Consider the following 23433-nt stretch of genomic DNA (forward strand, 5'->3'; position numbering starts at 1 on the left):
TCGGGAGCGGCGGTCAGCGGGAGTAGAACTCCACCACCAGCTGCTCGTCGCACACCACCGGCACCTCGTGCCGGGCGGGTTCGCGCACCAGCGTGGCGCGCAGTTCGGCCGGCTGCGCCGACAGGTACGGCCGGGGCTGCGCGTCGGCGTGCGCGCCGGTGGCGGCGAGCTGGAACGGCGGCAGCGCGCGGCTGCGCTCGCGTACGCCGACCACCTGGCCGGGCCGCAGCCGGTACGACGGCCGGTCGACCTTGCGCCCGTCGACGGTGATGTGGCCGTGCGCGACGAGCTGGCGGGCCTGGTAGATGCTGCGCGCCAGCCCGGCCCGCAGCACCACCGCGTCGAGGCGTCGCTCCAGCAGCGCGACGAGCGTCTCGCCGGTCTTGCCGGCGCCCCGGGCGGCCTCGTCGAACAGGCGGCGGAGCTGGGCCTCGCTGACGTTGTACTGGTGGCGCAGCCGCTGCTTCTCCAGCAGCCGCACCTGGTAGTCGGAGGTGGTGCGGCGGGACCGGCCGTGCACACCCGGGGGATAGGGGCGCCGCTCGAAGTACCGCACGCACTTGCGGGTCAGCGGGATACCGAGGGCGCGGGAGAGCCGGGCCTTGGGCCGGGGGTGGTTCACGTCGACGTCTCCGATCGTCTAGCCTGCTTCTTAGGTAAGCCTAACCTATGTTGAGGAGGTCGGGATCATGCGGCCCAGCCCGGCGGAGATCGTGCGAACCCTTGTCGCGGGCCGGTTGCCCGCCCTCGTCCACCTGGCCCGGCACCCCGGCCCGCACCAGGTCCGGCACGCCGTCGACCCCGACGGGCGGGTGCTGCTGCTCGTACCCGTGGTCAGTGACCTCGCCGCGGCGCTCGTGCCGCCGGCGGGCGACACCGACGTGGCCACCGTGCTCGACGTGCTCGACCTGCCGCCGGCGGCCGGGGCGCCCTCGCTCGGCCGGGCCTGGGTGTCCGGCTGGGCCGAGCGGCTGGACGGGGACGAGGCGCGCGACGCGGCAGTCGACTTCGCCGCCACCGACCCTGTCGGCGACCTGCTCGACGTGGGCAGCCGCTTCCACCTGCACCGCTTCGAGGTGGCCGAGGCCCGCTGGGAACGCGCCGGGCGCGTGCGCCGGGTCGACCCGGAGGCGTACGCGGAGGCCGAGCCGGACCCGCTGCACCCGGTCGAGGCCGACCTCCTCGCCGACCTGGCCGACCACCACGCCGAGCAGGTCGGCGACTACCTGCGGCGGCGGCTGGACCTGCCCGGCGACCAGACGCCGCAGGTGGTCCGGATCGACAGGTACGGGCTGCTGGTCGCGCACGGGCGGCCCGGCGCGACCCGGCGGGCCCGGCTGGCCTTCCCCCGGCCCGTCGCCGACGTGGCGGAGCTGTCCCGTCTGCTGCACCCGATGCTCTGCCCCCGGGCCGCCGCCTGAGCAGCGCCGGCCCGGCTGCCCGAGCAGCGCGGTCCCGGCCGTCGGAGCCGTCGGCCGGGCCGGCTCAGGTGATGTCGCCGGTGAGGTACCGCTGGACCGTCGGGCCGATGGCTGCCACCAGCGTCGCCGGCTCGGCCGTGGCGACCGCGTCGAGGCGGAGCACGTACCGCATCATGGCCAGCCCGGCGAGCTGCGTGGCGACCAGCCCGCCGCGCAGCGCGCGCTGCGCCGGGTCGACGTCGAGCTGGTCGAGCACCCGGCGCAGCACCTGCGTGACCAGGAACTCGCGCAGCAGGCGCGCGGTCCAGTCGTTGCTCACCGCCGACCGCAGCAGCGCCACCGCCGCCGTGCCGGTGGGGGAGTCCCAGACCTCCAGGAACACCCGGACCATCCGCTCGCCGAGCGCGTCCGGGCCGCCGGCGAGCACCGCCGGCAGCAGCCGTCCCGGGTCGGCCGGGAACGCCGTCGCGGCCCGGAACAGCTCCTCCTTGCCGCCGAAGTAGTGGTGCACGAGCGCCGGGTCCACGCCGGCCGCGGCGGCGATGGCCCGGATCGACGCGGCGTCGAAGCCGCGTTCGGCGAACGCCTCCCGCGCCGCGGCGAGGATGGCCTCGCGGGTGTCCGGAGTGCCGGGCCGCCGCCCGGTGCGCCGCGCGTTCACCCGCTGCGCCGGCGCAGCGTCGCGGCGGCCAGCACCAGCGCCGCCACCGCCGCCCCGGCCACGATCGCCAGGTCCCGCCACATCGTCCCGGTCGGTTCGGCGTGCGCGCCGACCTCCTGCAACGCCTCGACCGCGTACGACAGCGGCAGCACGTCGCTGACCGCCTGGAGCCAGCCGGCCATCTCGCCGCGCGGCACGAACAGGCCGCACAGCAGCAGTTGCGGCGCCACCACCACCGGCATGAACTGGACCGCCTGGAACTCGGTGCGGGCGAACGCCGAGCAGAACAGCCCGAGCGCCACCGCGAGCACCGCGTTCACCCCGGCGATCAGCACGACCAGCCATGCGCTGCCCGCGGTCTCCAGCCCGAACACCCGGTACGCGACGACCGAGGCGACTGTGGACTGGAGCACCCCGGCCAGGCCGAACGCGATGCCGTAGCCGAACAGCAGGTCGAGCTTGCCCAGCGGCGTGGTGAGCAGACGCTCCAGCGTGCCCGTGGTGCGCTCGCGGAGCATGGCGATGCTGGTCACCAGGAACATGATGATGAACGGGAAGAAGCCCAGCATGATCAGGGCCACCCGGTCGAACGTACTGGGCCCGCCGGGCGGGGCGGGCTGGTCGACGTACATGAAGTAGACGAGCGTGAGCAGCACCGACGGCACCACCACGAGCAGCGCCACGGTCCGCCGGTCGTGCCGGAGCTGGCGCAGGATGCGCCCGGTGGTGGCGGCCAGGATCCGTCCGTTCATCGCGCCTCTCCCTCGGCGTCGCGGATCAGGCGCAGGAACGCCTCCTCCAGGTCGTCGGTCCCGGTGGCGGCGCGGACCGCGGCCGGGGTGTCGTCGGCGACCAGCCGTCCCTCGCGGATCAGCAACAGCCGGTCGCAGCGGGCGGCCTCGTCCATCACGTGGCTGGAGACCAGCAGCGTGGTGCCGTTCGCGGCCATGGCGTGGAACCGGGCCCACAGGTCGGCCCGCAGCACCGGGTCCTGGCCGACTGTCGGTTCGTCGAGGATCACCAGCTCGGGTTCGCCGACGAGCGCGCAGGCGAGCGAGGCGCGGCTGCGCTGGCCGCCGGAGAGCGTGCCGACGAGCTGGTCGGCCGCCTCGGCGAGGCCTACGTCGGCCACCGCGCGGTCGGCCTCGGCGCGGCCCCGGCCCTGGAGCACCGCGAAGTAGCGGGCGTTCTCCCGCACCGTCAGGTCGGCGTAGACGCTCGGGGCCTGGGTCAGGTAGCCCACCCGGCGGCGCAGGTCGGCCGAGCCGGCCGGGCGGCCGAGCACGTCGACGGTGCCGGAGCCGACCGTCTGCACGCCGACCACCGCGCGCATCAGCGTGGTCTTGCCGCTGCCGCTGGGCCCGAGCAGCCCGGTCACCGTGCCCCGGGGCACCTCGCAGCTGATGCCGTGCAGCACCCGCCGCCCGCCCCGGTCGACCACCAGCTCGCGGACCGACACCGCGTCGTCCATGCTCGCCTCCATCAATTCATCACCCGTTGAACTCAACGGTAGGTGAATTGCGTGCGCCTGGCAATGAGGGACTTGACTTCGAGTGCGCTCGAACTGGAAGCCTGGAGGGCGTGGACATCAGCACGCGGGAGATGAGCCTCACCGTGGGTGAGGCGGCGGAACGGGTCGGCCTGACCACCTACACGCTGCGCTGGTACGAGCAGGAGGGCCTGGTGGGCCGCGTCGGGCGGGACTCGTCGGGCCGCCGGCGCTACACCGAGTCCGACGTCAACTGGCTGTTCCTGCTCACCCGGCTGCGGCGCACCGGGATGCCGGTTCGCGACATGCGCCGCTACGCCGAACTGGCCCGGCACGGGGACAGCACGCTCGGCGCGCGGCGGGCGCTGTTCGAGGCGCACCGGGCCCGCGTGCTGGCCCGGATGGCCGAGCTGGAGGAGGACCTGAAGGTCCTCGAACACAAGATCGACGCGTACCGCCGGGCCGAGGAGGAATCAGGCTGAACGCCCCAGTGGCGGACAGTGGGTCCGGCAACGGTCATTGCGGTGAAGATCGGATTTCGGCACCATGGCGCCGTGGGTCCAGCGCAGTTGCCCGACACCGCGTTCCTCGACGACTGGGCCGCCCGCCTGCGGCAGGCCGCCGACCGGCCGGTCGTCGGGATCATGCTGCGCGGCAGCCATGCCCGGCGGGCCGCCACCGAGCACAGCGACGTGGACGTGGACGTGCTCGTGGTCGCCGACGACGGACGGACCGCCGGCACGGGCACCCGGCAGGCAGCGTCCCGCCGCGGCACGCCGTACGCGGCCCGGCGGGCGTACCTGACCGAGTTCGCCGGCCGCCTCGTGCACGTGTCGGTGGCCGCCCGTGACGTCCGCTCGTGGGTGCGCCGGCTGGGCCAGCCCGCCGACTGGGCGTTCGGCCTCCCGGTCACCGCGCCCGCCCGGCTGCTGTGGGCCGTACCGGAATGGCGCCGCCGGATCGACCTGCCGGTGCTCTGCCAGCCCGCCGACGAGCCGCGCCTGGAGGAGCTGATCGCGACGCTGGGCAAGGTCGCCGCGGCCCGTGTGGCCGACGACCCGGTCGGGGTCCGGCTCGCCGCGGCCGACCTGGCCCGGCTCTGCCCCTCGGTGCTGCGGCCGGCCAACCCGAGCGTGCGCGTGGTGTCCCGCCGGGCCGCCCTGACCGCCGCGCTGGACCTGCCGGTCGCCCCGTCCGGCTACCGCCACGACATGCTGCTCTGCCTCGGGCTGCGCGCCGGCGACCCGGCCGAGGTCGGCGCCGCCGCCGGACGGCTGGTCACCGGCATCCTGCCGCTGATCCGCCCGTACGCCGACGAGATCGCCGCCACCCACGGGGCGGACCTGGCCGAGGCGCTGGTCGACGGCCGGGTGGACCGCTACCTCGGCCGGTTGGGCCGGGCGCTGGGGACGGTGACGCCCGCCTCCCGGGACACGTCGGCGGTGCCCGGGCCGCGTGCGGGAGAATGGTCAACCGTGCCCGCCCCTGACGCGCCGCTGACCGGCGCCCCCGCTCCCGGACCGGCCCGTCCCTCCCGGCTCGACCCGGCCGTCGCGGCCAAGCTCCGCCGCACCCCGGACGGCCTGGTCGCCGCCGTGGTCCGCGCCCACGACTCGGGCGAGGTGCTGATGGTCGCCTGGATGGACGACGAGGCGCTGCACCGCACGCTCACCACCGGCCGGGCCACCTACTGGTCGCGCAGCCGCGGCGAGTACTGGGTCAAGGGCGCCACCTCGGGCAACCACCAGTACGTCCGCTCGGTGGCGCTCGACTGCGACGGCGACGCGCTGCTGGTCAGCGTGGAGCAGGTCGGGGCGGCCTGCCACACCGGGCAGCGCACCTGCTTCTTCACCGAACTGCCGGTCAGCTCCCCGGAGGCGACCCCGTGACCGACGGCACGGTCAGCCCGGACCGGACCACCTTCGCCGACCTGGCCGCCCGCTGGCGGGTCGTGCCGGTGACCCGGCGGCTGCTCGCCGACGCGGAGACGCCGGTCGGGGTCTACCGCAAGCTGGCCGGCGGCCCCGGCACGTTCCTGCTGGAGTCCGCCGAGCAGGGCGTCGGCTCGGCCGGCACGGCCTGGTCGCGCTACTCCTTCATCGGCGTCCGCAGCAGCGCCACGCTCACCGAGCGCGACGGCGCGGCGAGCTGGACCGGCACGCCACCGGCGGGCGTGCCCACCGGCGGCGACCCGGTCACCGTGCTGCGCGAGACAGTCGCCGCGCTCGCCGGGCCGGGCTGGGATCCGGCCGGTGACATGCCGCCGCTGACCGGCGGCCTGGTCGGCTACCTCGGGTACGACCTGGTCCGCCGCTTCGAGCGCCTGCCCGAGCTGACCGAGGACGAACTGGACGTGCCCGAGCTGGGCATGATGCTCGCGACCGACCTGGTGGTCCTTGACCACTACGAGGGGTCCGCGATCCTGGTCGCCAACGCGGTGCTGCCGCCGCTGGACGACCCCGGCCGGGCGGAGCGGGTCGAGGCCGCGTACCACCACGCCGTCGGCCGCCTCGACGCGATGACCACAGCGTTGTCCCGACCGATTCCGCCCATGGTCTCGACAGTCGGCCGGCCCGGCGTCGGCGAGGTGGTCAGCCGCACCCCGGAGGGCGGCTACCCGGAGGCGGTGGAGGCGGCCAAGGAGGCGATCCGGGCCGGCGAGTGCTTCCAGATCGTGCTCAGCCAGCGCTTCGAGCGCCCCACCGACGCCGACCCGCTCGACGTCTACCGGGTGCTGCGCACCACGAACCCCAGCCCGTACATGTACCTGCTGCGCTTCGACGGCTTCGACATCGTCGGGTCGTCCCCCGAGGCGCACCTCAAGGTCAGCGCCGGGCCGGACGGGCGGCGGCGGGCGCTGCTGCACCCCATCGCCGGCACCCGGCCGCGCGGCGGCTCCCCGGACGGCGACGCGAAGCTCGCCGCCGAGCTGCTCGCCGACCCCAAGGAACGCGCCGAGCACGTGATGCTCGTCGACCTGGGCCGCAACGACCTGGGCCGGGTGTGCCGGCCGGGCACCGTCGAGGTGCCCGAGTTCGCCACCATCGAGCGGTACAGCCACGTCATGCACATCGTCTCCACTGTCGTCGGCGAGCTGCGCGACGACCGCACCGCGTTCGACGCGCTGGCCGCGACGTTCCCGGCCGGGACGCTCAGCGGCGCGCCCAAGGTGCGCGCCATGGAGATCATCGAGGAGCTGGAGCCGGTGCGGCGCGGCGTCTACGGCGGCACCGTCGGCTACTTCGCCTTCGGCGGCGACCTGGACATGGCCATCGCGATCCGGACCGCGCTGATTCGCGACGGCCGCGCGTACGTGCAGGCCGGCGCCGGGATCGTGGCCGATTCCGACCCCGCCGCCGAGGACCAGGAGACGCGGAGCAAGGCCGCCGCCGTCCTCGCCGCCATCGCGGCCGCCGAGACGCTGCGGGCGGCCCGGTGAGCGCGCCCGGCACCACCGCGCCGGCGGCCCGCGGCCGGCGCGAACTCGCGTACGCGGTGCTGCTCTGCCTGGCCGGCGCGGGCCTGGCCTGCTGGGCGGTGACCCGGACCTGGGCGGTGGAGGTGACCGCCCGGGGGTCGCTGCCGTCCGGGCGGGCCGAGCGCACCGGCACGGACCTGCTGCCCTGGGTGCTGGCGCTGACCTACGTGGGACTCGCCGGCGGTGGCGCGGTGCTCGCCACCCGGGGCCGGCTGCGCCGGCTGCTGGGCGTGCTGCTGGCCGGTGTCGGCGTGGCCGTGACGGTCGGCGGCGGGATCGGCCTGACCGAGGCCGGGGTGAGCCGGCAGTGGCCTGCGCTGGTGCTGGCCGGCGGCCTGGCGCTGGCGGCCGGCGGCGCGTTCACCGCGCTGCGCGGCGACGGCTGGCCGGCGATGGGCGCCCGGTACGAGCGGCGGTCCGCCCCGGCGGACGAGCCCGGCCGGCCGGCCGTCGAGCGTGGCACCCGGGACGCGTGGGACGCGCTGGACCGGGGCGAGGACCCGACGGTCAGCTGACCGGCTGCGCCTCGCGGGCGTCGCGCCGCTGCCGGGCCGCGGCCCGCGCGGCGGCCAGCTCGGCCACCAGCCGCTCCAGCTCGCGGCGCTGGGCGGCGCGGGCCCGGTCGGCGCAGACCGCCTCCCAGGCGTTGCCGCGGGCGGTACGCGTCCGGCCGTCGCCGGCGACCGCGCGTTCGAGCGTGTCCACCACGCCGACGGCGAGGGAGGCGACGGTACGGGAGATGGTGGTCAAGCCGATGGTCTGGGTCGGCCCGTTGGCGCTCATGGTCACCCCATACGAGATCGTTGGCGACGGTCGGCAGCCGCCGCCGTCGAGTGTGCCCGACGACGATGCTTCCGGGCGGACGTTTCGCCGCCGTGAAGCACAGGTCAACGCTGTCGCACCGGGGACGACCTGGGCAGGGCCGGAGGTCCTTGAGCTTGGTCACAGCCCACGGCCGGAACCCGTCCTGCGGGGCCGGAACGATCGTGGTGAGATAGGGGATGGGTGACGGTCGATGCCAGCGGTGGCGCTGCGTGACATGGCGTTCACCAGAAGTCGGCCATCATGCCACAGCCCATGTCGTGAGGTGCGCCATACCCCCCGGCACTCGTCGCCAGGTGGCGCCCCCTAGCATCGGCCCATGACGCCCGGAGAGGGGAGTCCGTTGGTGACTGCTGAGCATGCGCACGCGGAGGGGGACGACGCCGGAGCGGCGCCGTCCGCAGGGGTGCTCGACGAGATCCTGGCCGGCGTGCGCGAGGACGTGGCCCGGCGCCAGGAGCAGGTTCCGCTGGAGCGGATCCGTGAACTGGCCGCCGCCGCGCCGCCACCGCTCGACGCGTACGCGGCCCTGCGCCGCCCCGGCGTGGCCGTGATCGCCGAGGTGAAGCGCTCGTCGCCGTCCAAGGGGCGGCTGGCCGAGATCGCCGACCCGGCCGACCTGGCCGGTGACTACGCGGCCGGTGGCGCGCGGGCGATCAGCGTGCTGACCGAGGGCCGCTGGTTCGGCGGGTCGCTCGACGACCTCGCCGCGGTGCGGGCCGCGGTGAACGTGCCGGTGCTGCGCAAGGACTTCGTGGTCTCCAGCTACCAGGTGCACGAGGCCCGCGCGCACGGCGCCGACCTGGTGCTGCTGATCGTGGCCGCGCTGGAGCAGAACGTGCTGGTCGGGCTGCTGGAGCGGATCGAGTCGCTCGGCATGACCGCGCTGGTCGAGGTGCACACCGAGGAGGAGGCGGACCGCGCCCTGGAGGCCGGCGCGCAGGTCATCGGCGTGAACGCCCGCGACCTGCGTACCCTGGAGGTCGACCGCTCCGTGTTCGAGCGGATCGCGCCCGGCCTGCCCAGCAGCGTCGTCAAGATCGCCGAGTCCGGGGTGCGCGGTCCGCACGACCTGATCCGGTACGCCTCCGCCGGCGCCGACGCCGTGCTGGTGGGCGAGGGCCTGGTCACCCAGAAGAGCCCGCGCGAAGCCGTCGCCGAGCTGGTCAACGCCGGTAACCACCCGGCCACGCCCCGCCCGGTGCGCTGAGCCGCCGGGCACCCGATCCGAGAGGACGCCCGCGATGAGCGCCGCACCCGCAACCGGCCAGGTCCCCGACGCCGCCGGTCACTTCGGCCGGTTCGGCGGCCGGTTCGTCCCCGAGGCGCTCGTCGCCGCGCTCGACGAGCTGGACGCGGCGTACCGGAAGGCGATGGGCGACGAGGACTTCCTCGCCGAGTTCGACGCGCTGCTGCGCGACTACGCCGGCACGCCCTCGATGCTCTACGAGGCCCGGCGGTTCTCCGCGCAGATCGGCGCGCGGGTCCTGCTCAAGCGGGAGGACCTCAACCACACCGGCGCGCACAAGGTCCGCAACGTGCTGGGCCAGGCGCTGCTCACCAGGCGGATGGGCAAGCGGCGGGTCATCGCGGAGACCGGCGCCGGCCAGCACGGCGTCGCCACCGCCACCGCCGCCGCGCTGTTCGACCTGGAATGCGTCGTCTACATGGGCCAGGTGGACACCGAGCGGCAGGCGCTGAACGTGGCGCGGATGCGGATGCTCGGCGCCACCGTCGTCCCGGTGACCACCGGCTCGCGCACGCTCAAGGACGCGATGAACGAGGCGATGCGGGACTGGGTCGCCAACGTCGACAGCACCCACTACCTGATCGGCACCGCCGCCGGGCCGCACCCGTTCCCGGAGATGGTCCGCGACTTCGTGCGCGGCATCGGCGAGGAGGCGCGCCGGCAGTGCCTGGACCTGACCGGCGCGCTGCCGGACGCGGTGGCGGCCTGCGTCGGCGGCGGCTCCAACGCGCTGGGCATCTTCCACGCGTTCGTGCCGGACGCCGGGGTCCGGCTCTACGGCTTCGAGGCCGGCGGCGAGGGCGTCGACACCGGCCGGCACGCCGCCAGCATCACCGGCGGCTCGTCCGGCGTGCTGCACGGCACCCGCACGTACGTCCTCCAGGACGCCGACGGCCAGACCGTCGAGTCGCACTCGATCTCGGCCGGCCTGGACTACCCGGGCGTCGGGCCGGAGCACGCCTGGCTGCACGACACCGGCCGGGCCACCTACCTGCCGGTCGACGACGCCGACGCGATGGCCGCGTTCGAGCTGCTCTGCCGCACCGAGGGCGTGATCCCGGCGATCGAGAGCGCGCACGCGCTCGCCGGCGCCCGCGCGATCGCCCCCCGGCTCGCCGAGGAGCTGGGCCGGGAGCCGGTGATCGTGGTCAACCTGTCCGGGCGGGGCGACAAGGACGTGCACACCGCCGGCGCGTACTTCGGCATCCTCGACAAGGAGTGACAGCGTGAGCCGCATCGGGGTCGCCTTCGACAAGGCGCGGGCGGACGGGCGGGCGGTGCTGGTCGGCTGCATGCCGGCGGGCTTCCCGACCGTCGAGGGCAGCATCGCCGCCATGAAGGCCATGGTCGAGGCGGGCGTGGACGTCATCGAGGTGGAGATCCCGTACTCCGACCCGGTGATGGACGGCCCGGTCATCCAGAAGGCGAGCGACATCGCGCTCGCCGGCGGTGTCCGCGTCGCCGACGCGCTGCGCGTCGTCGAGGCGGTCGCGGCGACCGGGGCGAGCGTGGTCACCATGACCTACTGGAACCCGATCGAGCAGTACGGCGTGGACGCGTTCGCCCGCGACATGGCCGCCGCCGGTGGCACCGGCCTGATCACGCCGGACCTGATCCCGGACGAGGCCGCCGAGTGGCTGGCCGCCTCCGACGCGCACGGCCTGGACCGCACGTTCCTGGTCTCGCCGTCCTCGACCGACGCGCGGCTGCGGATGACAGTCGAGCACTGCCGCGGCTTCGTCTACGCCACCGCGATCATGGGCGTCACCGGCGCCCGCGCGCAGACCTCCGAGGCGGCACCGATCCTGGTCTCCCGGCTGCGCGAGGTCACCGACATCCCGGTCGGCGTCGGGCTGGGCGTCGGCACCGGCGCGCAGGCCGCCACAGTCGCCGGGTACGCCGACGCGGTGATCGTGGGCAGCGCGCTGGTCCGCTGCGTGCTGGACGCTCCGGACCAGGCTGCCGGCCTGACCGCGCTGCGCAAGCTCAGCGCCGAACTCGCCGAGGGCGTCCGCAACCCGGCCCGCTGACCGCCGGCTCGCCATGCCCTTGATCGACTCCGTTACGCCGAGCTGGCGTGGTCATAGACGCCAGGACCTCGCCACTGCGCCGAACTGGTATCGATCATGCGCGAGCGCGACCCGGCCGCCCGAGATCCTGGTACGAAACGGCCCTCACAGGGGCCGAAACCTACCAAGATCTTGAAGGCGTTCCGCGTGAGCGGGAGGGTGGTCAGCGGCTACTGCTGTCGGCCTGCTCGGACGCGCGCTGGCCGGGCGGGGCGGGCGGCCCGTCGCCGGGTGGCGTGAGCGCGTCGGCGGCGGTCGTGTGCCGCAGCACGCCGGCGCGACCGGCGAGCGCGTCCGCGACCGCCGCGCGCGTGGCGGGGGTCAGCACGTCGGGCAGTTCCTGCGGCGGCCACCACCGCGGCAGGCACCCGGCCACCGGATCGCCCGCGGGCTCGGCGCCGGCCGGCGCGGCGCGGAACACGTGCACCAGCACGTCCGGCCGCCCGCCGCAGCGCCCGGCCGACGGCGAAGGCGCCTGCGGGTCGGTGACCCGGTAGAGGCCGACCAGGTCGACCGGCGTCACCGCCCAGCCGGTCTCCGCACGGACCGCCCGGACGACGGCGTCCGCCGGGCTCTCGTCGTGACGCAGCCGCCCGCCCGGCAGGCCCCAGCGCCGGGCCCCCTCGGACCGGCGGCAGAGCAGCAGCCGGCCGGACCCGTCGGTGACGACAGCGGCGACCGCCCAGGTGAGCGGGCTCATGGACAAACAGCCTACGACCGTGCAAAACAGAAGTCATCCGACCCGCGCGGCAGGCGGCCCGGGGTGCCGCACACACAGTCCGCACCGGTACCGTGTGCACCCGTGACCCTCGCCCCGATGACCCCACTGGCGGCCATGCCCAGCCCCAGCACCGCCGTCTGGCAGCTCGGTCCGGTTCCGATCCGGGCGTACGCGCTCTGCATCATCCTCGGCATCGTGGTGGCCTGCGTGGTCACCGAGTACCGGCTGCGCCGCCGCGGTGTGGCGCCGGGCGCGGTGCTCGACATCGCCGTCTGGGCCGTGCCCGCGGGCATCATCGGCGCGCGGATCTACCACGTGATCACCTCGCCGGAGAAATACTTCGGCGCCGGCGGTGAGCCGATCAAGGCGCTCTACATCTGGGAGGGCGGCCTCGGCATCTGGGGCGCGGTGGCCGGTGGCGCGGTCGGCGCGTGGCTCGCCGCGCGGCAGCTCGGCATCCCGTTCACCGTGATCGCCGACGCGCTGGCGCCGGGTCTGCCTTTGGCGCAGGCTGTCGGCCGCCTGGGCAACTGGTTCAACAACGAGCTGTACGGCGGGCGGACCACGCTGCCGTGGGGCCTGGAAGTGCACGTGATGGACCCGGACAACCCGGGTCACGCGCTGCGCGACGACGCCGGCAACCCGGTGCTCCAGCCCGGGCTCTACCACCCGACGTTCCTCTACGAGGCGCTCTGGAACGTCGGCGTCGCCGCGCTGGTGCTGTTCCTCGACCGTCGTCTGCGGCTCGGCCGCGGCCGGGCGTTCGCGCTCTACGTGATGGGCTACACGGCGGGCCGGTTCTGGATCGAGCTGATGCGCACCGACGAGGCGAACCTGATCCTCGGCGTACGCCTCAACGTCTGGACCGCCGCGCTGGTCTTCCTCGGCGCGCTCGCCTACTTCATCCGGGTCCGCGGTCCCCGCGAATACCTGGTGCCGGTGGGCGAGCCGGCCATTGCGACCGGCCCGGCCGGGGACGTGTCCCAGGTGGACCTCTCCGCCCGGGAGGCCGCCGAACGGCCGGCCGCGCCCGAGGGCTACCGGGTGGTGACCGAGGAACAGTTCGACGCGTACCGGCAGACCGGTGTGCTGCCCCCGGTCGACGACGAACGGCCGGAGGTCACCACCGGGGCCGACGCCGCCACGGACGACGCGGACGAGGCCGGACGCGCGAGCACCGGCTCCGCCGCCACCGAGGGTGCGGACGCCACCGGCCGCGCGGACGCGGACGGCGACGACACGGACCCGGAGCGGGCCGACGCGGAGCGCACGAACGCCGGCCGGGCCGACAGCGGCGGGCGCCCGGCGGACCGGGACAGCTGAGCGGGGGAGTCATGCGCAGCGCGGTGGTGGTCGGCGCCGGCCTCGGCGGAATGGCGGCGGCCGGTGTGCTGGCCCGGTCGGGCTGGCAGGTCACGCTGCTGGAACGCGCCGACCGGGTCCGCCCGGAGGCGACCGCCGTGGTGCTCTGGCCCAACGGGGTACGCGCGCTGCGCGCCCTCGGTCTGGGCGACGGGCTCGACGCGATCGCCACCCCGCTGCCCGACGGTGGCGTGCGCCGCCCGGACGGGCACTGGCTGGTGCAGGCCCGGTCCACGCCGGCCGAGCGGATGCCGGTGGTGGTGCACCGGGAGGACCTGCACGACGCGCTGATCGCCGGCCTGGGTGACCGGGTCGAGCTGCGTACCGGGGTGACAGTGCGGACCGTACGCGCGGCGTCGGGCGAGCGCCCGGCGGTGGGCGACGGCCGGCACACCTACGAGGCGGACCTGGTGGTGGCCGCCGACGGCACCGACAGCGAGATCCGGCGGCACCTCGCCCCGGAGACCGCCGTGGTCAGCTCCGGGTGCGCGGCCTGGCGGGCGGTCATCCCCTGGTACCGGGCCCCGCAGCTGCCCGACGACCAGCCGGTGCACGGCGAGACGCTCGGTGCCGGATACCGCTTCCTGGCCGCCTCGCTCGGCGAGCGGGGCACCGCGGGCGCGTCCCGCCGGGGCGGCGTCTACTGGGTCGCCACCGCCGCGGGCGCGCCCCGCCCCGAGCCGCCGGAGATCCAGCTCGCGCTGCTGAAGCGCTGGTTCGCGGGCTGGCCCGCCCCGATCGGCACGCTGCTGGAGGCGACCGACCCGGAGGACGTCGTCCAGCAGGAGATCCGCGAGCTGCGCCCGCTACCGAAGGCGTACGGCTTCCCGGCCGGTCCGGGCGGCGTGGTGCTGCTCGGCGACGCCGCGCACGCCATGCCGCCGCACCTCGGCCAGGGCGCCTGCCTGGCGTTCGAGGACGCCGCGACGCTGGCCGGGCTGCTACGGGAGTCGCGGCTGCCTGACGCGGTGACCGCGTACGACAGGTTGCGCCGCCCCCGCGCGGCCACGATGGTCCGGCAGACCCGGCGGATGTCGGCGGTCCTGCAGGCCCGGGGCCGGCTGGCGCTGCGCGCGCGGGACGCGGCTCTGGGCACGATCAGCCCGCGCCTGCGCAACACCGCCGCCGCGGCGGCCGCCGCCTGGCAGCCGCCGTCCTGACCGTCCGCGCGCGGCCTGTCCGCGTGCGGACGTCCCTCGGGCGGCCCGGCTCCCCGGCGGCCCGGCCCTCAGTCGGCGCGGTCCCCGGGCGACCGGCCCGACCCGACAGCCGGGTAAGTAGTCAGATGACGGCGGCGGGCTCGGCGATGCAGGCGGTGCCGATCCGGCGGAATCCGACCCGCAGGTAGACGCGGGCGATGTCCTCGCTGCCGGCGCTCAGGAAGATCAGGTCGGTGCCGGCGGCGCGCAGCTCCCGCGCGAGCGTGGCGGTCACCGCCGCGCCCAGTCCGCGCTGCCGGGCGGACGGCAGCGTGGCCACCCCGGCGATCTCCGCCACGTCGTCGACCCGCATCGCCATCCCGCTGGCGAGCGCGCCCTCGTCGAGCGTCTCGGCGAGCACCGAGATACGCCGCCCGTCGGCGACCCGGGTCGCCTCCTCCTCCAGCGCCGCCACGTCCAGCTGGGCGAGGGCGGCGTCCCGCTCGGCCGGTCCGGCGTCGCCGCGCGCGGTGCCGCCGTTGGCGAAGCCGACCGCCGCGACGGCCCGTCGCAGCGCGATGTCCGCCGCGAAGCCGGGGTCGCCGGGGTCCAGCACCCGCACCGGTACGTCGCTGAACGTCCCCGGATCGGGCAGCCGCTCCGGCTCCAGCAGCATCAGCGGCGCCTCCAGCACGCTGAGCCCGGCCGAGCGGGCCACCGCCAGCAGGTCGGGCTGGTGCTCGTGCACCCACTCGAACGCCTCCGGCAGGCCCAGCTCCCGCTGCCGGGCGCGGACCGCTGTCACGTCGGCGAGCGTGGGACGCTCGGTGGCGTCGATCCGGGGCCGGGCGTAGAACGGCCAGCCGTCCCCGTCGCGGACGAACAGCACCAGGGCGCCGTAATCCTCGGTCCGGGCCCCGTCGCGGGGCACCGCGTCGTAGAACCGCTCCAACCGGTCGAGTACGTCAGCGCGTGCGAGATCCACCGCGCGAGACTACACGTCCCAGCATCTGGAAGTGTGATCAATCTGAACTGGCCTTGCGCCGGAAGCCCTAACGTAGACTCAATAAACCGCAGAGGGCCGACGTCGTCCCCATCATGATCCATCCTGAGTGACGACAGGAGGCCCGGTGGCCTTTCCGTACCCTCACAGCCCGCAGTCGGCCCCACAGGCGACCGGGCTCTACGACCCCGCGTACGAGCACGACGCCTGCGGTGTGGCCTTCGTGGCCGACCTGCACGGGCGGCGCTCGCACCAGGTCGTCGCGAACGGCCTCGGGGCGCTGTGCCGGCTGGACCACCGGGGCGCCCGGGGCGCGGAGCACAACACCGGGGACGGCGCCGGCATCATGATCCAGGTGCCGGACGCGTTCCTGCGCGGCATCGTCGACTTCCCGCTGCCCCCGGCCGGCCAGTACGCCACCGGCCTGGTGTTCCTGCCCGACGACGACGCGGCCGAGGCCCGCGCCCGCCAGGTGGTCGACAAGTACGCGCTGGTCGAGGGCGCCGACGTGCTCGGCTGGCGCGAGGTGCCGACCGACCCGTCCGGCCTGGGCGAGACCGCGCTCGCGGCGATGCCCCGGGTCCGGCAGCTGTTCGTGGCCGCGCACCGGCTGACCGGCTCGCCGGACGGCCCGGCCGGCTCCCCGCTGACCGGGCTCGACCTGGACCGGGTGGCGTTCTGCCTGCGCAAGCAGGTCGAGCGGGAGACCGCCGAGCGGGGCGTGCCGGCGTACTTCCCGTCGCTGTCCGGCCGCACCATGGTGTGGAAGGGCATGCTCACCCCGGACCAGCTCCCGGCCTTCTACCCGGAGCTGACCGACGAGCGGGTGGTCAGCGCCATCGCGCTGGTGCACTCGCGCTTCTCCACGAACACGTTCCCGTCCTGGCCGCTGGCGCACCCGTACCGCTTCATCGCGCACAACGGCGAGATCAACACGATCCGCGGCAACCGGAACTGGATGCAGGCCCGCGAGGCGCTGCTGCGCAGCCCGAGCATTCCGGGCAACATCCGCCGGGTCTTCCCGGTGTGCACACCCGCGGCGTCCGACTCGGCCAACTTCGACGAGGTGCTCGAACTGCTGCACCTGGCCGGGCGGAGCCTCCCGCACGCGGTGCTCATGATGATCCCCGAGGCGTGGGAGAACGACCCGGACATGCGCGCCGACAAGCGCGCGTTCTACCGCTTCCACGCCAGCCTGATGGAGCCGTGGGACGGCCCGGCGTCCGTCGCGTTCACCGACGGCGAGATCGTCGGCGCGGTGCTGGACCGCAACGGCCTGCGCCCGGGCCGCTGGTGGCACACCGCCGACGGCCTGGTGGTGCTCGGTAGCGAGGCGGGCGTGCTCGACCTCGACCCGGCCACCGTGGTCGCCAAGGGCCGCCTCCAGCCGGGCAAGATGTTCCTTGTCGACACCGTCAACGGCCGGATCGTCTCCGACGACGAGATCAAGACCGAGCTGGCCGCCGAGCAGCCGTACCAGGAGTGGCTGCACGCCGGCCTGATCGAGCTGGACGACCTGCCGCCGCGCGAGCACACCGTCTACACCCACGACTCGGTACGCCGCCGCCAGCAGACGTTCGGCTACACCGAGGAGGAGCTGAAGATCCTGCTCGGCCCGATGGCCCGCAGCGGCGCCGAGCCGATCGGCTCGATGGGCACGGACACGCCGATCGCCCCGCTGTCCACCCGGCCGCGTCTGCTCTACGACTACTTCCATCAGCTCTTCGCGCAGGTCACCAACCCGCCGCTGGACGCCATCCGGGAGGAGCTGGTGACCAGCCTGGCGTCCACCATCGGGCCGGAGGGCAACCTGCTCGACCCGGGCCCGGCGAGCTGCCGGCAGATCGTGCTGCCGTACCCGGTGATCGACAACGACGAGCTGGCCAAGATCCTGTCCATCGACGAGGACGGCGACCTGCCCGGCTTCAAGGCGGTCCGGGTCTCCGGGCTCTACCGCCTGCGCGACGGCGGCGCCGGCATCAAGGCGCGGCTGACCGAGATCTGCCGGCACGTGTCCGAGGCGATCGAGGACGGCGTCCGCATCCTGGTGCTCTCCGACCGGGACTCCAACGCCGACCTGGCGCCGATCCCGTCGCTGCTGCTCACCGCCGCGGTGCACCAGCACCTGGTCCGCGAGCAGACCCGTACCCAGGTGGCGCTGATCGTCGAGTCCGGCGACTGCCGCGAGGTGCACCACGCGGCGGTGCTGATCGGGTACGGCGCGGCGGCGGTCAACCCGTACCTGGCCTTCGAGTCGGTGGAGGACATGATCTCCACCGGCGTGCTGGCCGGCGTGGACCGGGTCAAGGCCGTCCGCAACTACGTCAAGGCGCTCGGCAAGGGCGTCCTGAAGATCATGTCCAAGATGGGCATCTCGACCGTGTCGTCGTACTGCGGCGCGCAGGTCTTCGAGGCGGTCGGCCTGGACACCCGCCTGGTCCACAGGTACTTCCGGGGCACCCCGAGCACCATCGGCGGCATCGGCCTGAACGAGATCCACGCCGAGGTGGCGGCCCGGCACGCGCGGGCCTGGCCGGCACCGGGCGCGCAGGCCACCGACCGGCTGGAGGTCGGCGGCGAGTACCAGTGGCGCCGCGAGGGCGAACTGCACCTGTTCAACCCGGAGACGGTCTTCCTGCTCCAGCACGCCACCCGCAGCCGCCAGTACGACGTGTTCCGGCAGTACACCGCCAAGGTGGACGAGCTGGCCGCGCAGGCGGGCTCGCTGCGCGGGCTGTTCACGCTGCGCACCGGCGTACGCCCGGCGGTGCCGCTGGACGAGGTCGAGCCGGCCTCCGAGATCGTCAAGCGCTTCGCCACCGGCGCCATGTCGTACGGGTCGATCTCGGCGGAGGCGCACGAGACGCTCGCCATCGCGATGAACCGGCTCGGCGGCAAGTCCAACACCGGCGAGGGCGGCGAGGACGTCGAGCGGCTGCACGACCCGGCGCGGCGCTCCGCGGTCAAGCAGATCGCCAGCGGCCGGTTCGGCGTGACAAGCGAATACCTCGTCAACGCCGACGACCTCCAGATCAAGATGGCGCAGGGCGCGAAGCCCGGCGAGGGCGGGCAGCTACCAGGCAACAAGGTCTGGCCGTGGATCGCCCGCACCCGGCACGCCACCCCCGGCGTCGGCCTGATCTCCCCGCCGCCGCACCACGACATCTACTCCATCGAGGACCTGGCCCAGCTCGTCCACGACCTGAAGTGCGTCAACCCGGCCGCCCGGGTGCACGTCAAGCTGGTCAGCGAGGTGGGCGTGGGCACCGTCGCGGCGGGCGTGGCCAAGCTCAAGGCCGACGTCATCCTGATCTCCGGGCACGACGGCGGCACCGGCGCGTCCCCGCTCAACTCGCTCAAGCACGCCGGCACCCCGTGGGAGCTGGGCCTGGCCGAGGCGCAGCAGACGCTGCTGCTCAACAAGCTGCGCGACCGGGTGACGGTGCAGGTCGACGGCCAGCTCAAGACCGGCCGGGACGTGCTCATCGCGGCGCTGCTCGGCGCCGAGGAGTTCGGCTTCGCCACCGCGCCGCTGATCGTCGAGGGCTGCGTGATGATGCGGGTGTGCCACCTGGACACCTGTCCGGTCGGCATCGCCACCCAGAACCCGGTGCTGCGTGAGCGCTTCACCGGCAAGCCGGAGTTCGTGGAGAACTTCTTCCTGTTCCTCGCCGAGGAGGTCCGCGGCTACCTGGCCGAGCTGGGCTTCCGCAGCATCGACGAGGCGATCGGCCACACCGAGCTGCTCGACGTGGCCGGCGCGATCGACCACTGGAAGGGCCACGGGCTCGACCTGAGCCGCGTGCTGCACCTGCCGGAACTGCCCGAGGGCGCGGCCCGCCGGGGCGTACGCGCCCAGGACCACGGCCTCGACGCGGCGCTGGACAACCGGCTCATCGAGCTGGCCGGGCCGGCGCTGCGCGACAGTATCCCGGTCCGGGTCGAGGTCGAGGTCCGCAACGAGCACCGCAGCGTCGGCGCCATGCTCGGCGGCGAGGTGACCCGCCGCTTCGGCGGCGACGGGCTGCCCGACGACACGATCGAGTTCCGGCTGCGCGGCACCGCCGGCCAGTCGTTCGGCGCGTTCCTGCCGCGCGGGGTCACGCTGCGCCTGTACGGCGACGCCAACGACTACGTCGGCAAGGGACTGTCCGGCGGCCGGATCGTGGTCCGGCCGGACGCCGACGCGCCGTTCGTCGGCGTGGACGCCACGCCGGGCCGCCGCGCCGAGGACCAGATCATCGCCGGCAACACCATCCTGTACGGCGCCACCGGCGGCGAGGTGTTCCTGCGCGGCCGGGTGGGGGAGCGGTTCGCGGTGCGCAACTCCGGCGCGGTCGCGGTGGTCGAGGGCCTCGGCGACCACGGCTGCGAGTACATGACCGGCGGCACGGTCGTGGTGCTCGGGCCGACCGGGCGCAACTTCGCCGCCGGCATGTCCGGTGGCACCGCGTTCGTGCACCGGCTCGACCAGCGGCTGGTGAACGCCGAGCTGGTCGACCTGTCGCCGCTGCGCGACGAGGAACGCGACCGGCTGCACGAGCTGGTCCAGCGGCACTTCGCCGAGACCGACTCGGCCGTCGCCGAGGACCTGCTCAAGCGCTGGCCGCAGGCGGTGGAGGAGTTCACCGCAGTGGTGCCCCGGGACTACCGCCGGGTCATGGAGATCATGCGGGCCGCCGAAGCCGCCGGCCGAGACGTCGACGACGCGGTGATGAGTGCGCTCAGCGTGCCGTCGGCCGCGCCGGTACCGCCCGCGCCCCGGGCGGTCGCCCAGGAGGTGGCTCGTGCCTGACCCGAACGGTTTCCTGCGCTACGACCGGCGGCTGCCGGCCCGCCGTCCGGTGCCGGTGCGCATCTCCGACTGGCGCGAGGTCTACCCGCCGGCCGGTGAGGAGCTGATCCGCGAGCAGGCCACCCGGTGCATGGACTGCGGCATCCCGTTCTGCCACGACGGCTGCCCGTTGGGCAACCGCATCCCGGACTGGAACGACCTGGTCCGCACCGGCAACTGGGACGCCGCGGTGGACTCGCTGCACGCCACGAACAACTTCCCCGAGTTCACCGGCCGGCTCTGCCCGGCGCCGTGCGAGGCGGCCTGCGTGCTCGGCCTCGGCGGCCAGCAGCCGGTCACCATCAAGCAGGTCGAGGTGGAGATCGCCGACGCGGCAGTGGCCCGCGACGGCCTGCGGCCCCGGCCCGCCTCCACCCCGACCGGCCGGTCGGTGGCGGTGGTCGGCTCCGGCCCGGCCGGGCTGGCCGCCGCCCAGCAGCTCGCCCGCGCCGGTCACACGGTCACCGTGTACGAGCGCGACGACGCGATCGGCGGCCTGCTCCGCTACGGCATCCCCGACTTCAAGCTGGAGAAGCAGCACATCGACAAGCGGCTGGCCCAGCTCACCGCCGAGGGTGTGCGCTTCCGGACCGGCGTCGACGTCGGCGTCGACGTGACCGCCGAGCAGTTGCGCGCCGAGCACGACGCGGTGCTGCTGGCCTGCGGCGCGTTGCAGGGCCGGGACACCCCGGAGACGCCCGGCCGGGAGCTGCGCGGCGTGCACCAGGCGATGGCGCACCTGGTCGCCGCGAACCGGGTGGTGGCCGCCGCCGGGGACGGGCGGCCCGCCCTCGCCACGTTGCCCGACGGTACGCCGATCGACGCCGCCGGCAAGCACGTGGTGATCATCGGTGGTGGCGACACCGCCGCCGACTGCCTCGGTGTGGCGCACCGGCAGGGCGCGGCCGGCGTCCACCAGCTCGACCTCTACCCGGAGCCGCCGTCGGAGCGGGACGCGGAGCGCGACCCGTGGCCGACCTGGCCGTGGGTGCTGCGCAACTACCCGGCGCACGAGGAGGGCGGCGAGCGGGTCTTCGCCGTCGCGGTGCAGGAGTTCGTGGACGACGGCACCGGCCGGGTCCGCGCGGTCCGGATCGCCGAGGTGACCGTGGAGAAGGTGGACGGTCGCCGCATCGTCACCCCGCAGCCCGGCTCCGAGCGGGAGATCCCGGCCGACCTGGTGCTGCTCGCCATCGGCTTCGAGGGCACCGAGCAGCAGCCGCTGCTGGCCCAGTTCGGGGTGACCCGCAACCGCCGGGGCGCGATCGACTCCGGCCCCGACTGGCAGGCCGCCGACGGTGTCTTCGTCGCCGGTGACATGCACCGGGGCGCCTCGCTGATCGTCTGGGCGATCGCCGAGGGACGCGCCGCGGCGGCGGCGATCCACGCGTACCTGGGTGGGGTGGGCGAGCTGCCCGCCCCTGTCGACCCGGCCCGCCAGCCGCTCGCCGCCAGGTGAAAGGAAGGGCCCCCTCTTAACGCCTCAGGTAGAGGAGGGGGCCCTTCTTAACATCCCCCGCCGCGCGGCGCGCTGTCCGTGGACGACGCGCCGCGCGGCGGCGGATGTCAGCGGCCGAGCAGGTCGTGCGCGGCCCGGATCTTCGCCCACGAGGCCGGCTGCGCCGGTGCGGCTGTCGTCCGCGCGGCGGTCGCCACGTCGGGCCGGCCGGGCGTGAACAGCCAGGTGGTGAACACCGCGTCGAGATCCCGTCCGGAGATCCGCTCGGCGAGCGCCTGGAACTGCGCGACGGTGCCGTTGCCGTACTGCCGCTTGGCGGTCCAGGTGCGCAGGATGCGGAAGAACGCGGCGTCGCCCACGGCGAGCCGGATCTGGTGCAGCGCCATCGCGCCGCGGTCGTAGACGGCGGCGTCGAAGATCCCGCTCGGCCCCGGGTCGCCGGGTCGCACCTGCCAGAACTCGGAGTCGGCCGGGTAGCTGTCGTAGGTGAAGTCGAACAGCTCCTGCGCGGTGCCCTCGCCCTGCTCCTCCGACCAGAGCCACTCGGCGTACGAGGCGAAGCCCTCGTTGAGCCAGATGTGCCGCCAGTCGGCCACCGACACCGAGTCGCCGAACCACTGGTGGGCGTTCTCGTGCACCACCACGTACGTGTTGGCGCCGCGCCGCCAGAAGCCGGGGCCGTAGACCGGGCGGGTCTGCGTCTCCAGCGCGAACCCGATGCCGTCGACCGGCCCGGCCACGCCGCCCTGCGCCTCGAACGGGTACGGGCCGAACAGCCCGCTCTCCCAGTCGACGATCTCGGCGGTGCGTTCGATGCTGGCCCGGGCGGCGGGCAGGCGCTCGCCCAGCGTGGTGCTGTACGCGTTGACCACCGGCTGCCCGTTCGGCGCGGTGTCGGTGACGATGTCGTACTGCCCGATGGCCAGGAACGCCTGGTACGTGGCGCCGGGCTTGACGCTGCGCCAGCTCCACCGGGTGCGGTTGCCGGCCTCGGGCAGCGGGTCGCGCGGCTGCACGCCGTTGCTGATCACCTCGACGCCGGTCGGCACCGACACCGAGACGTCCCAGGTGGCCTTGTCCTTCGGGTGGTCGTTGCTCGGGTACCACCACCAGGCCGACTCGGGCTCGTTGACGGCGAGCGCCCCGTCGGCGGTACGGGTCCACGCGGTGTAACCGTAGACGGTGGTCTGCGACGGCACGCCGGCGTACTTCACCACGACGGTGAGCTGCTGGCCCTTCGCCAGCGGCCGGGCCGGGGCGATCACCAGCTCGTGGTCGCCGGCCCGGGCGAACCCGGCGACCCACCCGTTCACCCGCACCGACTCGACGTCGAGGGCGAAGTCCAGGTTGAACCGGGACAGGTCCTTCGTGGCGGTGGCGAGGATCGTGGTGGTGCCGCTGAGCCGGTCGGTGGCCGGCTCGTAGCGCAGCCGTATGTCGTAGTGGCCGACGTCGTAGCCGCCGTTGCCGTAGTCGGGGAAGTAGCTGTCGCCCAGCCCGGGACTGCCCGGCGTCGGGGTGGCCGCCGCGGGTTGCGGCCGGCCCCAGCCGGTGGGGGCAGCCTGGCCGGGGGCACCGGTCACTGTGGTGCCGGCTGCGGTGAGGGTCAGGGCGGCGATGGCCGCCGTGAGTGCGCGTCGCACGGTGGGACTCCCTCCGTCGGGTGTCGTCACCGTCAAACTAATCGACACATGTGAACGTATCTGTCCTGTCCGGCCGATCGGGG

At 74.6% G+C, this 23433-nt stretch carries 20 protein-coding genes and 1 pseudogene; 13 read left to right on the forward strand and 8 right to left on the reverse strand.

What is annotated here, in order from left to right:
* Positions 1-13: 13 nt before the first annotated feature.
* Positions 14-622, reverse strand: a complete 609-nt coding sequence (gene rpsD / locus IF06_RS0116215; RefSeq protein ID WP_030271960.1) for a 30S ribosomal protein S4 — start codon at positions 620-622, stop codon at positions 14-16.
* A gap of 67 nt (positions 623-689) precedes the next feature.
* On the opposite strand from rpsD, the gene IF06_RS0116220 reads away from it, so the two are divergent.
* Positions 690-1421: a DUF2470 domain-containing protein gene (locus tag IF06_RS0116220; protein WP_030271961.1), complete on the forward strand. Its 732-nt coding sequence runs from the start codon at positions 690-692 to the stop codon at positions 1419-1421.
* Positions 1422-1485: 64 nt separating this feature from the next.
* On the opposite strand, the gene IF06_RS0116225 is transcribed toward IF06_RS0116220, so the two are convergent.
* From IF06_RS0116225 to IF06_RS0116235, 3 genes are read right to left on the reverse strand one after another with little or no spacing between them, the layout of a single operon-like run.
* Entirely contained in the window at positions 1486-2082 is a 597-nt protein-coding gene (locus IF06_RS0116225) for a TetR family transcriptional regulator (RefSeq protein ID WP_013475814.1), read from the reverse strand.
* Positions 2079-2834 (reverse strand): ABC transporter permease, encoded by a 756-nt coding sequence (locus tag IF06_RS0116230; protein ID WP_013287560.1) that lies wholly within the window; start codon positions 2832-2834, stop codon positions 2079-2081. The genes IF06_RS0116225 and IF06_RS0116230 overlap by 4 nt, the downstream gene beginning before the upstream one ends.
* A complete protein-coding gene (locus IF06_RS0116235; RefSeq protein WP_013287559.1) occupies positions 2831-3553 on the reverse strand; it encodes an ABC transporter ATP-binding protein in 723 nt (240 codons plus the stop codon). Before IF06_RS0116235 ends, IF06_RS0116230 begins: the two co-directional genes overlap by 4 nt.
* Positions 3554-3663: 110 nt before the next feature.
* Here IF06_RS0116235 and IF06_RS0116240 point away from each other — a divergent pair, with 110 nt between their 5' ends.
* The 5 genes and pseudogenes from IF06_RS0116240 (at position 3664) to IF06_RS0116255 (ending at position 7564) form a co-directional block, all read left to right on the forward strand.
* The gene (locus tag IF06_RS0116240) at positions 3664-4053 is read left to right on the forward strand and encodes a MerR family transcriptional regulator (RefSeq protein WP_013287558.1); all 390 of its coding nucleotides are present in this window, start codon (positions 3664-3666) and stop codon (positions 4051-4053) included.
* Between the two features lie 162 nt (positions 4054-4215).
* A pseudogene (locus IF06_RS34380) lies at positions 4216-4866 on the forward strand (phosphoribosyl-AMP cyclohydrolase); the annotation flags it as partial.
* A 180-nt stretch (positions 4867-5046) separates the two neighbouring features.
* Positions 5047-5460 carry a phosphoribosyl-AMP cyclohydrolase gene (gene hisI, locus IF06_RS34385; RefSeq protein WP_030271963.1) on the forward strand — a complete coding sequence of 138 codons (414 nt, stop codon included), beginning with the start codon at positions 5047-5049 and terminating at the stop codon, positions 5458-5460.
* Positions 5457-7010: an anthranilate synthase component I gene (locus IF06_RS0116250; protein ID WP_030271965.1), complete on the forward strand. Its 1554-nt coding sequence runs from the start codon at positions 5457-5459 to the stop codon at positions 7008-7010. The genes hisI and IF06_RS0116250 overlap by 4 nt, the downstream gene beginning before the upstream one ends.
* Entirely contained in the window at positions 7007-7564 is a 558-nt protein-coding gene (locus tag IF06_RS0116255; RefSeq protein ID WP_013287555.1) for a Trp biosynthesis-associated membrane protein, read from the forward strand. Before IF06_RS0116250 ends, IF06_RS0116255 begins: the two co-directional genes overlap by 4 nt.
* On the opposite strand, the gene IF06_RS0116260 is transcribed toward IF06_RS0116255, so the two are convergent.
* The gene (locus IF06_RS0116260; RefSeq protein ID WP_013287554.1) at positions 7557-7832 is read right to left on the reverse strand and encodes a hypothetical protein; all 276 of its coding nucleotides are present in this window, start codon (positions 7830-7832) and stop codon (positions 7557-7559) included. The genes IF06_RS0116255 and IF06_RS0116260 overlap by 8 nt on opposite strands.
* Before the next feature lie 445 nt (positions 7833-8277).
* Here IF06_RS0116260 and trpC point away from each other — a divergent pair, with 445 nt between their 5' ends.
* From trpC to trpA, 3 genes are read left to right on the forward strand one after another with little or no spacing between them, the layout of a single operon-like run.
* Positions 8278-9081: an indole-3-glycerol phosphate synthase TrpC gene (trpC, locus tag IF06_RS0116265; RefSeq protein WP_030271968.1), complete on the forward strand. Its 804-nt coding sequence runs from the start codon at positions 8278-8280 to the stop codon at positions 9079-9081.
* Positions 9082-9115: 34 nt separating this feature from the next.
* Positions 9116-10342 carry a tryptophan synthase subunit beta gene (gene trpB, locus IF06_RS0116270; protein ID WP_030271970.1) on the forward strand — a complete coding sequence of 409 codons (1227 nt, stop codon included), beginning with the start codon at positions 9116-9118 and terminating at the stop codon, positions 10340-10342.
* A 4-nt stretch (positions 10343-10346) separates the two neighbouring features.
* A complete protein-coding gene (gene trpA / locus IF06_RS0116275; protein ID WP_013287551.1) occupies positions 10347-11150 on the forward strand; it encodes a tryptophan synthase subunit alpha in 804 nt (267 codons plus the stop codon).
* Between the two features lie 202 nt (positions 11151-11352).
* Here trpA and IF06_RS0116280 read toward each other — a convergent pair whose 3' ends face one another.
* Entirely contained in the window at positions 11353-11889 is a 537-nt protein-coding gene (locus IF06_RS0116280) for an NUDIX hydrolase (RefSeq protein WP_030271972.1), read from the reverse strand.
* A gap of 102 nt (positions 11890-11991) precedes the next feature.
* Between IF06_RS0116280 and lgt the strand changes: the two genes are divergently transcribed.
* Both lgt and IF06_RS0116290 read left to right on the forward strand, forming a co-directional pair.
* A complete protein-coding gene (gene lgt / locus IF06_RS0116285; protein ID WP_036310935.1) occupies positions 11992-13233 on the forward strand; it encodes a prolipoprotein diacylglyceryl transferase in 1242 nt (413 codons plus the stop codon).
* 11 nt (positions 13234-13244) lie between these two features.
* Positions 13245-14432 (forward strand): FAD-dependent oxidoreductase, encoded by a 1188-nt coding sequence (locus tag IF06_RS0116290; protein ID WP_013287548.1) that lies wholly within the window; start codon positions 13245-13247, stop codon positions 14430-14432.
* Positions 14433-14553: 121 nt separating this feature from the next.
* Here the strand turns inward: IF06_RS0116290 and IF06_RS0116295 are convergent, their stop codons facing one another.
* Positions 14554-15396, reverse strand: coding sequence for a GNAT family N-acetyltransferase (locus IF06_RS0116295; RefSeq protein ID WP_013287547.1), 843 nt, complete (start codon positions 15394-15396; stop codon positions 14554-14556).
* A gap of 145 nt (positions 15397-15541) precedes the next feature.
* Here IF06_RS0116295 and gltB point away from each other — a divergent pair, with 145 nt between their 5' ends.
* Together gltB and IF06_RS0116305 are read left to right on the forward strand one after the other, a co-directional pair.
* Complete coding sequence (gltB, locus tag IF06_RS0116300; RefSeq protein WP_030271977.1) at positions 15542-20209, forward strand: glutamate synthase large subunit; 4668 nt, start codon at positions 15542-15544, stop codon at positions 20207-20209.
* The gene (locus IF06_RS0116305; protein WP_030271979.1) at positions 20202-21707 is read left to right on the forward strand and encodes a glutamate synthase subunit beta; all 1506 of its coding nucleotides are present in this window, start codon (positions 20202-20204) and stop codon (positions 21705-21707) included. Before gltB ends, IF06_RS0116305 begins: the two co-directional genes overlap by 8 nt.
* Before the next feature lie 107 nt (positions 21708-21814).
* On the opposite strand, the gene IF06_RS0116310 is transcribed toward IF06_RS0116305, so the two are convergent.
* A complete protein-coding gene (locus IF06_RS0116310; protein ID WP_030271981.1) occupies positions 21815-23350 on the reverse strand; it encodes a M1 family metallopeptidase in 1536 nt (511 codons plus the stop codon).
* Positions 23351-23433: the final 83 nt, after the last annotated feature.

The sequence above is a fragment of the Micromonospora globosa genome (assembly GCF_000717585.1).
GTDB lineage: Bacteria > Actinomycetota > Actinomycetes > Mycobacteriales > Micromonosporaceae > Micromonospora > Micromonospora aurantiaca.

Coding starts and splice junctions, on each gene's coding strand:
- IF06_RS0116220 (WP_030271961.1), top strand. CDS start 690: ATGCGGCCCAGCCCGGCGGAGATCGTGCGAACCCTTGTCGCGGGCCGG.
- IF06_RS0116230 (WP_013287560.1), bottom strand. CDS start 2,834: ATGAACGGACGGATCCTGGCCGCCACCACCGGGCGCATCCTGCGCCAG.
- IF06_RS0116235 (WP_013287559.1), bottom strand. CDS start 3,553: ATGGACGACGCGGTGTCGGTCCGCGAGCTGGTGGTCGACCGGGGCGGG.
- IF06_RS0116260 (WP_013287554.1), bottom strand. CDS start 7,832: ATGAGCGCCAACGGGCCGACCCAGACCATCGGCTTGACCACCATCTCC.
- trpB (WP_030271970.1), top strand. CDS start 9,116: ATGAGCGCCGCACCCGCAACCGGCCAGGTCCCCGACGCCGCCGGTCAC.
- IF06_RS0116280 (WP_030271972.1), bottom strand. CDS start 11,889: ATGAGCCCGCTCACCTGGGCGGTCGCCGCTGTCGTCACCGACGGGTCC.
- IF06_RS0116290 (WP_013287548.1), top strand. CDS start 13,245: ATGCGCAGCGCGGTGGTGGTCGGCGCCGGCCTCGGCGGAATGGCGGCG.